Annotated in this window: 12 protein-coding genes; 4 read left to right on the top strand and 8 right to left on the bottom strand. The window is 74.3% G+C overall.

The genetic code is table 11. The annotated features are described in order from the left end of the window. Positions 1-65 precede the first annotated feature (65 nt). Together ABTY56_RS19590 and ABTY56_RS19585 are read left to right on the top strand one after the other, a co-directional pair. A complete protein-coding gene (locus tag ABTY56_RS19590) occupies positions 66-3,107 on the top strand; it encodes an alpha-mannosidase (RefSeq protein WP_350630184.1) in 3,042 nt (1,013 codons plus the stop codon). 74 nt (positions 3,108-3,181) lie between these two features. Then, positions 3,182-4,114 (top strand): ROK family protein, encoded by a 933-nt coding sequence (locus ABTY56_RS19585; protein WP_350630183.1) that lies wholly within the window; start codon positions 3,182-3,184, stop codon positions 4,112-4,114. A 58-nt stretch (positions 4,115-4,172) separates the two neighbouring features. Here ABTY56_RS19585 and ABTY56_RS19580 read toward each other — a convergent pair whose 3' ends face one another. The 7 genes from ABTY56_RS19580 to ABTY56_RS19550 all read right to left on the bottom strand — a co-directional run bounded on the left by ABTY56_RS19580 (position 4,173) and on the right by ABTY56_RS19550 (position 9,554). Next, complete coding sequence (locus ABTY56_RS19580) at positions 4,173-4,568, bottom strand: DUF2267 domain-containing protein (protein ID WP_350630182.1); 396 nt, start codon at positions 4,566-4,568, stop codon at positions 4,173-4,175. 276 nt (positions 4,569-4,844) lie between these two features. After that, the gene (locus ABTY56_RS19575) at positions 4,845-5,396 is read right to left on the bottom strand and encodes an acyl-CoA thioesterase (protein WP_350630181.1); all 552 of its coding nucleotides are present in this window, start codon (positions 5,394-5,396) and stop codon (positions 4,845-4,847) included. Further along, the gene (locus ABTY56_RS19570; RefSeq protein ID WP_350630180.1) at positions 5,393-5,704 is read right to left on the bottom strand and encodes a hypothetical protein; all 312 of its coding nucleotides are present in this window, start codon (positions 5,702-5,704) and stop codon (positions 5,393-5,395) included. Before ABTY56_RS19570 ends, ABTY56_RS19575 begins: the two co-directional genes overlap by 4 nt. Before the next feature lie 253 nt (positions 5,705-5,957). After that, on the bottom strand, positions 5,958-6,935 hold the full coding sequence (locus tag ABTY56_RS19565; protein WP_350630179.1) for a DUF6528 family protein: 978 nt from the start codon (positions 6,933-6,935) through the stop codon (positions 5,958-5,960). 141 nt (positions 6,936-7,076) lie between these two features. Then, positions 7,077-8,468 carry an NAD(P)/FAD-dependent oxidoreductase gene (locus ABTY56_RS19560; RefSeq protein ID WP_350630178.1) on the bottom strand — a complete coding sequence of 464 codons (1,392 nt, stop codon included), beginning with the start codon at positions 8,466-8,468 and terminating at the stop codon, positions 7,077-7,079. Between the two features lie 106 nt (positions 8,469-8,574). Then, positions 8,575-9,066 carry a flavoprotein gene (locus tag ABTY56_RS19555; RefSeq protein WP_350630177.1) on the bottom strand — a complete coding sequence of 164 codons (492 nt, stop codon included), beginning with the start codon at positions 9,064-9,066 and terminating at the stop codon, positions 8,575-8,577. 17 nt (positions 9,067-9,083) lie between these two features. After that, positions 9,084-9,554, bottom strand: a complete 471-nt coding sequence (locus tag ABTY56_RS19550) for an ATP-binding protein (protein WP_350630176.1) — start codon at positions 9,552-9,554, stop codon at positions 9,084-9,086. Between the two features lie 369 nt (positions 9,555-9,923). Here ABTY56_RS19550 and ABTY56_RS19545 point away from each other — a divergent pair, with 369 nt between their 5' ends. Further along, on the top strand, positions 9,924-10,442 hold the full coding sequence (locus ABTY56_RS19545; RefSeq protein ID WP_350630175.1) for an NUDIX domain-containing protein: 519 nt from the start codon (positions 9,924-9,926) through the stop codon (positions 10,440-10,442). A gap of 139 nt (positions 10,443-10,581) precedes the next feature. Beyond that, positions 10,582-10,938, top strand: coding sequence for a hypothetical protein (locus tag ABTY56_RS19540; protein WP_350630174.1), 357 nt, complete (start codon positions 10,582-10,584; stop codon positions 10,936-10,938). 126 nt (positions 10,939-11,064) lie between these two features. On the opposite strand, the gene ABTY56_RS19535 is transcribed toward ABTY56_RS19540, so the two are convergent. Further along, on the bottom strand, positions 11,065-13,272 hold the full coding sequence (locus tag ABTY56_RS19535; protein WP_350630173.1) for an FUSC family protein: 2,208 nt from the start codon (positions 13,270-13,272) through the stop codon (positions 11,065-11,067). Between the last annotated feature and the right edge of the window lie 62 nt (positions 13,273-13,334).

The raw sequence follows: 13,334 nt of genomic DNA, 5'->3' as shown, positions 1-13,334 counted from the left end.
TCACCGCAGCCCGATCACCGCAGCCCGCAGCCCGTTCCCCCAGCCACCCGACGGAGACCGCTGACATGCACGATGACCGCACCCTGGTCGAGGCCCGCCTCAAGCGCGTCCTGGACGAGCGCATCCGCCCGGCCGTGTACCCCGAGTCCGTCCCCCTGGCGGTCGGCATCTGGACGGCACCCGGCGAGCCCGTCCCGGTCGCCGAGGGCCTGGCCGCGCCGCGTACCCCGATCGCCGTCGGCGACCCCTGGGGCGCGCCCTGGGGCACCAGCTGGATCACCGTGACCGGTACGGTGCCGGAGGCCTGGGCGGGCCGCACCGTCGAGGCGCTGATCGACCTCGGCTTCGACGCCAACATGCCCGGCTTCCAGTGCGAGGGGCTGGTCTACCGGCCGGACGGCACCCCGGTGAAGGGCCTCAACCCGCAGAACCAGTGGGTGCGGGTCGCCGCCCCGGCGGCCGGCGGCGAGCAGGTGCTGCTGCACGTCGAGGCCGCCTCCAACCCGGTCATCCTGGACTACCACCCCTTCCTGCCCACCGAGTTGGGCGACAAGGAGACGGCCGGCGACCGGCCGCAGTACCGGCTCGCCCGAATGGACCTCGCCGTCTTCGACGAGACGGTCTGGCAGCTGGTGATGGACCTGGAGGTACTCGGCGAGCTGATGGCCGAGCTGCCGGTGGACGGCGCCCGCCGCTGGGAGCTGCTGCGCGCCGTCGAGCGGGCGCTCGACGCGGTCGACCTCCAGGACGTCAACGGCACCGCGGCAGCCGCCCGTTCGCAGCTCGAAGGGGTACTGGCCGCACCCGCCGTGCCGTCCGCGCACCGGATCAGCGCGATCGGCCACGCGCACATCGACTCGGCCTGGCTGTGGCCGCTGCGCGAGACCGTCCGCAAGGTGGCCCGCACCACCGCCAACATGACCGCGCTGCTGGAGGACGAGCCGGACTTCCTCTACACCATGTCGCAGGCGCAGCAGTTCGCCTGGATCAAGGAGCACCGCCCGGAGGTGTACGCGCGGGTCCGCAAGGCCGTGGCCGAGGGCCGGTTCGTCCCGGCCGGCGGCATGTGGGTCGAGTCCGACACCAACATGCCGAGCTCGGAGGCGATGGCCCGGCAGTTCGTGCACGGCAAGCGGTTCTTCCTCGACGAGTTCGGCGTGGAGAACCACGAGGCCTGGCTGCCGGACACCTTCGGCTTCACCGGCGGCCTGCCGCAGATCATCCGCAACGCGGGCTCCAGGTGGCTGCTGACGCAGAAGATCTCGTGGAGCCAGGTGAACAGGTTCCCGCACCACACCTTCCTGTGGGAGGGCATCGACGGGACCCGGATCTTCACCCACTTCCCGCCCGTGGACACCTACAACTGCTCCATGAAGGGCAGCGAAATCGCCCACGCCGCACGGAACTTCAAGGACAAGGGGGTGGCCCGGCACTCGCTCGCCCCGACCGGCTGGGGCGACGGCGGCGGCGGCACCACCCGCGAGATGGTCGCCAAGGCGGCCCGGCTGAAGGACCTGGAGGGCTCGGCCACCGTCCGCTGGGAGAAGCCCGCCGAGTTCTTCGCCAAGGCCGAGGCCGAGTACCCGGACCCGCCGGTCTGGGTCGGCGAGCTGTACCTGGAGCTGCACCGGGCCACGCTGACCAGCCAGGCCCGGACCAAGCAGGGCAACCGGCGCAGCGAGAACCTGCTGCGCGAGGCCGAACTCTGGTGCGCCACCGCCACGTTGCGCACCGGCGCGGAGTACCCGTACGAGCAGCTGGACCGGATCTGGAAGACCGTCCTGCTGCACCAGTTCCACGACATCCTGCCCGGCTCGTCCATCGCCTGGGTGCACCGCGAGGCCGAGGCCACGTACGCGGCACTGGCCGCCGAGCTGGAGGGGCTGATCGGTGCGGCCCAGCAGGCACTGGCCGGGCCGGCCGGGGGCGGGCGTGAGCTGGTGTTCAACGCGGCTCCGCACCCGCGCTCGGCGGTGCCGGCCGGCGGCGCCGCGGTGGCCGTCGTCCACGGCGCGGCCTGCGAGGCCGTCGAGCGGCCCGAGGGTGGATTCACCCTGCGCAACGGGCTGTTGGAGGTCGTGGTGGACGCGGACGGCCTGATCGCCTCGGTGGTCGAGGTCGCGAGCGGCCGGGAGACCGTAGCCCCCGGCAGCCGCGCCAACCTGCTGCAGCTCCACCCGGACTTCCCCAACATGTGGGACGCCTGGGACGTCGACCGGTTCTACCGCAACACCGTCACCGACCTCACCGGCGTCGACTCGCTCACCGCCGAGACCGGCACCGGGCAGGCCTCGGTACGCGTCGCCCGCTCCTTCGGCTCCTCCACCGTGGTGCAGACGCTCACCCTGCGGGCCGGCGAACAGCGCGTCGACATCGACACCGAGGTCGACTGGCACGAGACCGAGAAGTTCCTCAAGGCCGCGTTCCCGCTCGACATCCACACCGAGCGCTACGCCGCCGAGACCCAGTTCGGCCACCTCTACCGCCCCACCCACACCAACACCAGCTGGGACGCCGCCAAGTTCGAGGCCTGCAACCACCGCTTCGTCCACCTCGACGAGCCCGGCTGGGGCGTCGCCCTGGTCACCGTCTCCACCTACGGCCACGACGTCACCCGCACCGTGCGCGACGCAGACGGCGGCACCACCACCACGGTCCGCTTCTCGCTGCTGCGCGCCCCGCGCTTCCCCGACCCGAAGACCGACCAGGGGCTGCACCGCTTCCGGCACGCCCTCGTCCCGGGCGCGACGATCGGCGACGCCGTCCGCGAGGGCTACCGGATCGGCCTGCCCGAGCGGCGGGTCACCGGCAGCGCCGAGCGGGTCGCGCCGCTGGTGGAGGCGGACACCGACGCGCTCGTGGTGAGCGCGGTCAAGCTCGCCGACGACCGCAGCGGCGACCTGGTCGTCCGCGTCTACGAGGCGGGCGGCGGCCGCGCCCGGGGCCGGCTTACCACCTCCTTCCCGCTGGCCGGCGCCGTCCCCTGCGACCTGCTGGAGCGGCCCTGGGACGGCACCCGCGGCGAAGTGACGGTGGAGGACGGCACGGTGTGCCTCGCGCTGCGCCCGTTCGAGCTGGTCACCCTGCGGCTGCGGACCGCCGGCTAGCGCTGCTCTACGCTGTGCGGCGCCCCGGCCCTCCCTGGCCGGGGCGCCGACCCCTACCTCCTCGGGAGCCCACCGTGCCGCTCACCCCGCTGTTCGCCGCCGTCGACATCGGCGGCACCAAGATCGCCGGAGCGCTGGTCGACGGCGACGGGCGGCTGCGGCACCGGCTCCAGCTGCCGACCCCGGCGACCGCACCGGGCGCGGCCGTGCTCGCCGTCGTGCACCAGGTGCTGGACCGGCTCGCCGGCACGCCCGACTGGGCCGCCGTGGCGGCCGTCGGGATCGGCAGCGCCGGCCCGGTCGACCTCGCCGACGGCACCGTCAGCCCGGTCAACATCCCCGGCTGGCGCGGCTTCCCGCTGGTCGCCGAGGTCGCCGCGCACCCTGCGGTGGCCGCCCGCGCGCTGCCCGTCCGCCTCGCCGGGGACGGCGTCGCGATGGCCGCCGCCGAGCACTGGACGGGCGCCGCCCGGGGCGCCGCGAACGCGCTCTGCCTGGTGGTGTCGACCGGCGTCGGCGCCGGCCTGGTGCTCGACGGCGCGGTGCGGCCGGGCCCCAGCGGCAACGCCGGGCACCTCGGCCACATCACCGTCGACCTGGACGGCGAGCCCTGCCCGTGCGGCTCGCGCGGCTGCCTGGAGGGTCTGGCCAGCGGTACCGCGATCGCCCGCCGCGCGCTCGCCGAGGGCTGGCGGCCCCCGGCGGACGACCGGACGGCCCGCGCCGTCGCCGCCTCCGCCGCCGCGGGCGACCCGGTCGCGCTCGCGTCGTTCGACCGCGCCGCCCAGGCGCTGGCCGCCGGCATCGCCGCCACGGCCGCCCTGGTGGACCTCGACCGCGTCGTCGTCGGCGGCGGCGTGGCCACCGCCGGGGAGGTGCTGTTCGCCCCGCTCGCCCGCCACCTGGAGCGCTACGCCGCCCTCTCGTACATCCAGGGCCTCGACGTGCGCCGGGCCGAACTCGGCACCGACGCCGGGCTGATCGGCGCGGCCGCGCTCTGCCGCTGAGCAACCGTCGTCCCGGCAACCGCCGCCGCTTCGGGCGCGTCCGCTCCCGGGCTGCCCCTCAGGCCGGCGTGGGGTGCCCGAACAGCAGGTCGTAGCCCTCCGGGAGCTGCTCGATCACCCGGTCGATCAGCTCGCCCGGGACCAGGTCGGCCACCGTGCTGAGCACCGCCCCGATGTCCCACTGCGCCGTCGCGGTGCTCGCCCCGTCGATCCACCCGACCACGGCCTGGACGAAGCGCTCGGCGGTCAGCGGCTCGGCCGCGGGCTTCGCGTCCCGCAGCAGCGAGGCGTACATCGCGGGCAGCGCGTCGGCGAGTTCGCCCCGCTCGGACCCCACCAGGTGCTCGCCGAGCAGGACGAGCACCACCCGGGCGGCGTGGTCCGCCTCCGCCTCGCCCCGGTACTCGCCGCGCTCCACGACGCGGGCGAGGAAGTCCTCCCAGGAGATGGTCATCGCGTCCTCCTTCCGCTGGGCGGCATCCGGCAGGACCGACGGCGCTCTGCGCCCGGGCCAGGGAGGTGGCGTCGCAACCCGTGACCGCCGTGGGACGTACCGGTGCCCGTGCTGCTCAGCGTAACTCGGCCCGGCGCCCCGGGAACCGGCCCGACGCCATCGGGACCGGCCGGGCGCCGGGAATCCGGCCCGGCGGATCGACGCCGTTGTCGATCACGCCGCCGGCCCGGGGCTCCGCCCCCGGGGAACGAGCGCCGCTCGGACGCTCTGCGACCCTCAGCCCGCCGAGGCCCGGCACCGCCTGCGCGGTCGGCGCGCGGAGGCGGCCCCGCCGACGACCCCGGGCGACACCCGCTGCGCCGGCGGCGTCGCCGTCGCGGTGGCCAGGGCGCCCTCGGCACGCGCCGTGCCCGGCATAAACGCCGACAGAAAGCGCCGCTCGTTCGGGCTCAGGGTGCGCGAGCGGCCGGATTCGCGGTCCCGCGCGACCACGACGGTCCGCGCCCGCATAAAGGTGAGCGGATCCCGGCAGACATTCACCTCGACATGCGCGGAACTCCGCCCGAGCCGTTCCACGGTGAGCCGCACCGACAATGGCTCGGGCCGGTGGTGCAACTGCTCCAGATAATCGATCTCGTGCCGCGCGATAATGAATCCGGACGGGAACAGGGATTCCCGGACGGCGGTCGCGTGGTGGCAGAACAGGTCGTAAATCCCCTCCTGGATGTAGCCGACCAGCCGGGCGTTGTTGATGTGCCCGTTCTCGTCGACGTCGCTCCACCGGGTGGGGCAGGCCAGCACGTGCGCGCCCAGCTGCGCCGCGCTCACTGCTGCGTCAGCCCGGCGCCGGCAGTGGCGGGGAGCAGCGCACGCTGCAACCTGGCGTAGTAGCCGGAGTGTTCGGCCGCCATCCGGGCCGCGGTCCACCCCTCCTCGGCGGCCTCCGCGGCCGCCTGGACGACCAGGCTGTCGAGCACCGCGTCGACCGAGCGGCACAGGTCGGCGACGGCCGCGAGCCGCTCGGTCACGTCCGAGCCGCTCGCCGCATTCCGGGACGGAAACGCGGCCAGCGAGTCCACCGCGAGCTGCAGATCGTCCAGTGTGTCCGGCCGGTTTTCCGACGGGAAATTCCGCATGTTTTTCTCCAGGACTCAATCGGCCTTTACGGCCCGGTAGCTAGCGTTCGAATACACCGGATCGGTGTCGGCCCCCCGACGCCTTCGACGCTATCCCAGCCGACGGGGGTCGGCAGATCGTTTTCGGACCGCGACGGGAAACTGACTTCCATTGGAGTAGTTTGCCGGGGTACACAATATGCCCCATCAGCCGAACGCTGTCCGCAATTCGAGTGGTATCGCCGACTCGACGCCCAAGATCGACTACCCAGCGTCACAGATCTGCTAGTGGGCCGCCCCACCACCGCGCCTTGTAGAGGTGCGTCCCGCGCAGCCGCCGGGCGCCCTCCGGCCGGTGCAGGGTGATCACCGAGGTGCACCAGTCGCACGGACCGACGTGTTCGGGGGTCACGGTGAGCAGACGGCCGGTACGGCCGGGCTCGTCACCGACGCTCTTCACCTCCCGCTCGCCGGCCGGATCGGCCAAGCGGACGGGGGTGAAGCCGTCCGCCGAAGGGTCGTACGTCCACAGACCGGTCAGCGTGCTCACCCAGAACCGCCCGGGCGCGGCCAGCACGGGCGCCAGGTCATGGCCGCCCGGACCGGGCAACGGGGCGCTGCGGACGGCCGTGAGGGTGGGCGCGGCCGCGGTGCCGCCGACCCGCAACGCCGTCAACGCGGAACCGCCGAGCGCCCAGAGCAGGCCGGTCCGCCCGTCCCAGTACACGCCGTGCGCCTCGGCCAGCGGGAACTGCGCGAACGCGGCGGCCCGCCGGCCCTGCGAGGCCGCGTACAGCCGGACCCACCCGCCGGAGCTCGCCACCACGGCGACGTTGCCGTCCGGCAGCAGCTCGATGCTGTGCGGATTGACGTCCGCCCCCAGGTCCGCCGCCCAGCGGACCCGTCCGGTGGCGGTGTCCACGACGGCGGCGAGCCCGCCCGAGGCCGTCGTCAGCAGGTAGCGGCGGCCCTGCCGGATCCGGCTCTTCGCCTCGTCCGGGTTCGTCCAACTGCGGGCGGGATCGAGGTCCGCCAGCCCGGGCGCCCGGTCGGCGCTCCAGCCCCAGACGACCGGCAGCCGGTCCGGCCCCCGGTAGGCCATCAGCTCCTCCGCGCTCTGCAGCACCAGCACCCGCCGGGAGGCCTGGTCCACGACGGCGACCTGCCAGCCGGGCGAGCGCGCACCCGCACGGGCCGCGGGCGCGCAGAGCAGCAGGGCGAGGCACAGGGCCGGCAGCGTTCTCCGCGTCACGCCCCCACGGTGTCCGGCGCACGGCGGTCGCGCACGACGGCGCGGCCGAACGGACCGTCAGGGCCGCTCCGACCCTCCCGCTCCGACCCTCCCGCTCCGCCATCGCCGCACCGTCAGCCGCGCTCCGTCAGCGCCGCTCCGTCAGCCGCGCCCGGAGACCAGGTCCGCGACCCGGGCGATCGGCGAGGTGGTGGCCCGTCCGGCCGCCTCCTGCCGGTCGGCGGCGTGGTAGGCGGCGTACATCGCGTGCACCCCCAGCCAGCGCAGCGGCTCCGGCTCCCAGCGCCGCACCGTGTGGCCCACCCAGGGCAGCCGGGTCAGCTCGGTGTCGCGCTCCAGCACCAGGTCGCACAGCGTCCGCCCGGCCAGGTTGGCCGTCGTCACCCCGCTGCCGACGTACCCGCCCGCCCAGCCGAGCCCCGTCACCCGGTCCAGCTCCACGGTGGCGCACCAGTCGCGGGGGACGCCGAGCACCCCCGCCCAGGCGTGGTCGATCCGGGCCTGCGCGGCGGCCGGGAAGAAGCGGTTCAGGACGGCGCGCAGCTGGCGCACCGTCTCCACCTGGGTGCTGCCGTCCGAGTCCGTCCGCGAGCCGAACCGGTACGGGACGCCCCGCCCGCCGAGCGCGATCCGGTCGTCGGCGGTGCGCTGCGCGTACATGTAGGCGTGCGCGAAGTCGCCCAGCACCTCGCGGCCCTGCCAGCCCGCGTCCGCCCAGAAGTCGGCGGGCAGCGGCTCGGTGGCGACCATCGCGGAGTTCATCGGCAGCCAGGTGCGCCGCTCCCCGCGCAGCCCGGCGGTGAAGCCCTCGGTGGCGCGCAGCACGTGGTCGGCGGTGACGGTGCCGAAAGGGGTGACGGCGCGCGGCCGGCGGTAGGAGCTGCCGGGGAGGATCGCGGTCACCGCCGTGCCCTCGTACACCTCGACACCGAGGCCGCGCACCGTCCGGGCCAGGCCGCGAACGAGCTTCGCGGGCTGGATGCGGGCGCCGTACGGACTCCAGGAGCCGCCGAGGGTGCCGGCGACGTTGACACGGTCGGTGGTTTCCTTGGCGCTCAGCAGCTCGACGCGGTTCGCACCGTAGGCCCGCTCGGCCTCGACGAAGGCGTTCAGCCGCTCCAACTGCGGCTTGCTGCGGGCGACTTCGAGGACCCCGCCGCGGGCGATGTCCGCCTCGATCCCCTCGGCCGCGGCGACGTCCACGACCTCCCCGACGGCGTCGTCCATCACCCGCTGCATCGCCGCCGCACGCTGCTGCCCGTACCGCTCGGCGAACGCCCCGCGGCCCGCGAAGCCGTTGTACAGCCAGCCGCCGTTGCGCCCGGAGGCGCCGTAGCCGCAGAAGCGCTGCTCCAGCAGGGCGACGCGGAGGGAGGGGTCGGCCTTCTTCAGGTAGTAGGCGGTCCAGAGGCCGGTGTACCCGCCGCCGACGATGCACACGTCGACGTCCCGGCCCCCCGGCAGGCCGGGGCCCGCCTCCGGCACCCCGTCGCCCGCGTACCAGAACGACACCTCGCCGTTGACCGCCGCCACCGGAACCTCCCACACCCTCGCTGACCTGCCCGGACGCTACCCCGGCCGGATCGACGCGGACCACCCCTCACACTGCCAGGATCCCCGGCCCCGATCAGCCACCCTGTCAGTCCCGCAGCAGCTCCAGGGCCCGCGTCCAGCCGTACGAGCCCGGGACGAAGTCCGCGATGCGCACCCCCATCCGGCGAAGCTTCGCCAGGCTCTCCTCGTACGCCGGGTGAGCTGACTGCGCGGGGCTCAGGCACGGCTGCACCGCCACCGGGATCCCCCACCCGTACGACTCGCAGAGAATGCCGAGCGCCAGGGTGTCCGAGATGCCCAGGGCCCACTTGTTGATCGTGTTGAACGTCGCCGGGGAGACCACGATCGCCTCCGGATCCGGCAGCGGCCGCGGCTCCCCCGGCTTCCGCCAGGCGGACCGGATCGGATACCCCGTCTGCGCCGTGATCGCATCGACATCGATGAACCCCATCGCCTGCGGAGTCGCCACCACCCCCACGTCCCACCCCTGCGCCTGAGCGGCCGAGACCAACTCCCCCACCCCACCCGCAACCCCCGCCGCACACACCACCACGTACAGCACCGGCTTCCGCACCATCCCCGACACTCCACTTCTCATGCCCGCCGACCCACCACGAGATCGGCATGCACCACCTTCCCAAACGCCTCCCCCGCAGCCCCCCAACGCCCCTGCGTCAGCTCATGGATCAGCGCCAACCCCCGATGCCTCTCCTCATCCACCCCCGCCACCAGCAACGTCGGCATCACCCGTGACCCGTCCCGCACCGCCACCCGCACCGTCCGGTCGGTGACCAGGCGGACGGTCACGGTCATCCTCGTCAGGCACCCGGTCTTGACCGCATTGGCCACCAGCTCACTGACGATCAACTCCGCAGCATCGATCAGGTCCGGCAAGCCCCACTCGCTCAACTTCTCCCGCACCAACCGACGGGCCACAGAGGCCGACTCCGGGAGGTACGGCAACCTCGCACTCGCCGGCTTCGCCGCCCGATCCGGTTGGTCCACCGGGCGCGCCTCAAGGCGACAGGCGTCCATCGCATCCTTCTCCTCGACAGGCCGGCTCATCACGGGTCACTCCTCTGTGAGGTCGGGGCCTCGCCGCTTCGAGGCCGTCACCTGACATCCGCGCCGTCCCAGGGGCAACCCGGATCCGGACGGCTGGCACTCACCCAACCCGCCGCCGAGCCACTCAAGGGACTCCGATCCGGTGACTCCAAGTCGAGGTCATCACACTCTCCGTGGCCGTACGATCGGACCAGGCATTCAAGGGAGTGAGCCGTGGACCGTCATCCGGACCCGCGCCAGATCGTCGCGGGCCTCCTCGACAATGCGCGCTTCCTGTCAGCGTGCTCGGCACGTGACATGGGGGCCGTGTTTCAGAACCCGACTCCTCTTGCTCGCCGACATCATCCCGGAGTCTCGGGGAGGTTCATCGTGAGGCCGGCACCCACCGACACCAAAGCCTGGAACGCCTACCTCGCCGAGGGCAACGCCAAGCAGGCCCGCAAGCGCGTCTCGGCGGACGTCATCCTGCGCGACGCGCACGACCGCATCCTCACCGTCAACCCGACCTACAAGGACGGCTGGGACCTGCCCGGCGGCATGGCGGAGGCCAACGAGCCGCCCGACCAGGCCGCCGTCCGCGAGCTGCGCGAGGAACTGGGCCTCACCCTCACGCTCCACCGCCTGCTCATCGTGGACTGGGTTGCACCGCACGGGCCTTGGGACGACCAGCTCGCCTTCATCTTCGACGCCGGCACGCTCTCCCCCGCCCTCGCCGCCACCGTCCGCCCGCACGACGACGAACTCTCCGAAGCGCTCTTCCTCCCGGCCCCCGAAGCAGCCGCGCGACTCCGCCCACGACAGCGCGACCGGCTACGCGCCGCGCTGCGAGCGCTCGCCGACGGCCGAACCCGCTACCTGCACAACGGGGCAGAGCCATGGCAGATCTGAACCGATCTGAACCGACCGAACCACGACGAGACCCAGGCGTACGGCACCGCCGGCCATCTCCTCGAGCTGGGGATGCTCAAGCGGGCGACCCGAGCCAGGTCGCACTGACAATGTTTCTCCCGAGCGAAGGGCGACGACCATGACCGAGGACGGCCGGATCTTCCGCGAGGCGTGGATCGCCGGGGTGCGCAGGCACTTCCCGGGCGAGCCGAAGCCCGGCTACGTCACGCCCTGGGAGGAGACGCCCGACTGGGAACGGGCCTCCGCCGCGGCGGTGTTCGGGCAGGTCCGCGACTTCGTGGCCGTCAGCGCGGGCACGACCGCCAAGCTCACTCGCGAGCAGAAGGGCCGTTTCGTCGCCACCTGCTGGATCGCCCAGATCCACAAGCACATCGCCGACCCCAAGCCCGCCTACGTCGCGGACTGGGACGACCTGCCCCCTTGGCAGCAGGAGACCGACGCCGACATCTTCGAGGTGATCGAGCGCCAGGGCTGAGGCCGTTCGCCGTGCTCGCCTCCGCGTACTCGCGGAGGCGAGCACGTTCGGTCTCCGCGATGCGGTGTTCCGAGCGGCCTGCAGACCGCCTCCCCGTCCCCGCCCCGGCCGACTGCGGGGCGGGGGTCAGCCGGGGGGTGGTGACGGCCGGGCGTCGTGGATCTGGCGGAGGTCGTCGAGCAGTCCGGTGAGCCAGACCGCGATGTCGACCGCGTGCAGTGGGACCCCTCCGTCGCCGCGCCGCACGGCTGTCCCGTCGAGTTCGGCGACCAGTGCGCCGCGGGCCCGGGTGAGGGCCGGGTGTGCGGCACCCGCCGGTTCGCGGGCGCGGAGGGCCGCCGCCTGGCGGCGGAAGGCCTCCGCGACGTCGTCCGCGTGGCGCAGCAGCGTCCGTGCCCCGGCCCGGTGGGTCGCCGCGGTGCCGGGCGGGACGCGGGCCAGCAGTGGTTCGGCCCCGCGGACGGTGTGCTGCCCGGTGAGGACCGCCGCCTGCCAGTTCGGCCCGTCCTCGGCCGGGTCGTGACGTTCGCAGCGGTACTGGGCGTACATCGCCTCGGTGAGCAGGGTGGAGCGGCGGGCCCGGTGCAGGGCCCCGGCTGCCGGGCCCGTGCCGGTCAGCACGGCGACCGTCTCGCGGAGCGCCTCGGCGCTGTCGTCCAGCATCCCGGCGGTGCACCGCCGCAGTTCCTGGCCCCCGCCGCGCGGCCAGGCGCAGAGGCCCGCCAGGATGCCGATCGTCGCGCCCGCGGCCACGTTGATCAGTCGCGTCTCCGCCAGCTGCCAGTCGGCGGGTGCCAGCTGGGTGAAGACGAGGGCGACCACGACGGTGAACAGTCCCTGGCCCCAGGCCGGCCCGAACGCCGGTCCGGCGGTGAAGGCGATCAGCATCACCGGGGGCAGCGCGAGGGCGTACACCAGCGGGCGCTCCCCCACCCCCAGCAGCAGCGCGGCGGTGACGGCGGCGCCGGCGGTCGTGCCGACCAGCGCGGGGCGCAGCGTGATCCGGGTGTCGGCGGCGCTGGTGCGCATCAGGGTGAGGGTGGCGAGCAGCACCCAGAAGCCGTGCGAGAGGTCGAGGGACCCTGCCAGCAGCCGGGCCGCGCCGAGGGCGCCCGCGGTGCGCAGCGCGTTCTGGAAGGCGACCGAGCGGGGTGTGAGGTTGGCGGAGAACCGCCGCCACCACAGCAGCAGGGCGGGGTCGTAGGCGTACCAGAACGGCCCCGGCCGTTGGTCGGCGGGCGTCTCGTCGGGGGGCAGGGGGGCGTGGCGGCTCACCCGTACCGCCCGGACGGCGAAGCGGGCACCCTCGGCGGCGTCCAGGGCGGCGGTGCCGAGCGCCGGGCGGGCGGGGTCGGCGGCTTCCCCGCCGGCGGCTTCCCGGTCGGCGGCCCAGTCGGCGGCTCGGGCGGTGTCGAAGTCCGTGAGGTCCCGGTCGACCTGCCCGGTCTCGGGGACGGGTCCGGTGCGGGTCACTCCGGCGGCGGCGGCGCGCAGGGCCCGTCCGGTGGTTGCGGTGAGCCGGGCCGCGGCGGGGTGGGGCCGGGCCCCGGCGAGCCGCAGGATGCCGAGCACCTGCGGGCCGGTGTAGCGCAGGGCGACCGCGCAGTGGGCGAGGGCCCGGTCGACGGCGCCGGCGGAGGCGGGCCGTTCCATCAGCGGGACGCGGCTGAAGCGCAGCTCGTCCAGGTGGGCGCGGGTCCGCTCGGCGGCCTGGGTGACGGCCCCGACGGCGGCGGCGCGGCCGGCGCAGGCGTCGGCCGCGAGGTCGGTCAGGTCGGCCAGGGCCGACGCGGCGCGCGACAGCCGGCTCCGGTAGTCCGGTGGCGCCGGCTCGGGCCACAGCAGCAGTTCGGCGCCGGTGAGCAGCAGCAGGCCGGTCAGCACACCGAGCAGGCGTTGCGGGAGGGTGTCCGGGTCGTAGGGCGGGAAGCACGGGAGGATGTAGAGCAGCTGTAGCCCGTTGGCGAGGCCCACCATCCGGGGACCGCCGACGGTGCCGTAGGACACCGCGAAGCCGACGCCCACCATGCCCAGGGCCGCCGCCCAGTCGCGTACGGCCAGGACGGTGCCGAGGCAGACCAGCGCGCAGGCGAACGGCAGCGTCCACAGGATCGTCCGGGCCCGGGCGCGGGCTGCTCCCTCGACCCGGGCCAGGACGCCGAGGGCGACCACCGAGAAGAGCGCGTAGGTGGCCGTCACCGGGCGGTGCAGGCCGTAGCGGAACGTGTAGAACCCCGCGCACGCGGCCAGGGTGACGCGCACCGCGCGGTGCACGACCGCCGCGTCGGGACGCCCGCCACGCGGCCGGTCCGCCGGTCCTCGCGACCGGTGCATCGCACCTCGCTCCCGTGGGTGTGCCGCCCCGGCGGGCGGAGCCTGCGCCGGGGACGGGCGGT

Origin of the sequence: Kitasatospora sp. NPDC097691 (genome assembly GCF_040302665.1) — a bacterium.
GTDB lineage: Bacteria > Actinomycetota > Actinomycetes > Streptomycetales > Streptomycetaceae > Kitasatospora.
This window is presented reverse-complemented; position numbering and strand designations above follow the sequence as displayed.

What these genes read in the sequence shown, in the direction of transcription:
- ABTY56_RS19540 (WP_350630174.1), top strand. Translation starts at nt 10,582, where the DNA reads ATGACCGAGGACGGCCGGATCTTCCGCGAGGCGTGGATCGCCGGGGTG.
- ABTY56_RS19590 (WP_350630184.1), top strand. Translation starts at nt 66, where the DNA reads ATGCACGATGACCGCACCCTGGTCGAGGCCCGCCTCAAGCGCGTCCTG.
- ABTY56_RS19580 (WP_350630182.1), bottom strand. Translation starts at nt 4,568, where the DNA reads ATGACCATCTCCTGGGAGGACTTCCTCGCCCGCGTCGTGGAGCGCGGC.
- ABTY56_RS19570 (WP_350630180.1), bottom strand. Translation starts at nt 5,704, where the DNA reads ATGCGGAATTTCCCGTCGGAAAACCGGCCGGACACACTGGACGATCTG.
- ABTY56_RS19555 (WP_350630177.1), bottom strand. Translation starts at nt 9,066, where the DNA reads ATGGTGCGGAAGCCGGTGCTGTACGTGGTGGTGTGTGCGGCGGGGGTT.
- ABTY56_RS19535 (WP_350630173.1), bottom strand. Translation starts at nt 13,272, where the DNA reads ATGCACCGGTCGCGAGGACCGGCGGACCGGCCGCGTGGCGGGCGTCCC.
- ABTY56_RS19550 (WP_350630176.1), bottom strand. Translation starts at nt 9,554, where the DNA reads ATGAGCCGGCCTGTCGAGGAGAAGGATGCGATGGACGCCTGTCGCCTT.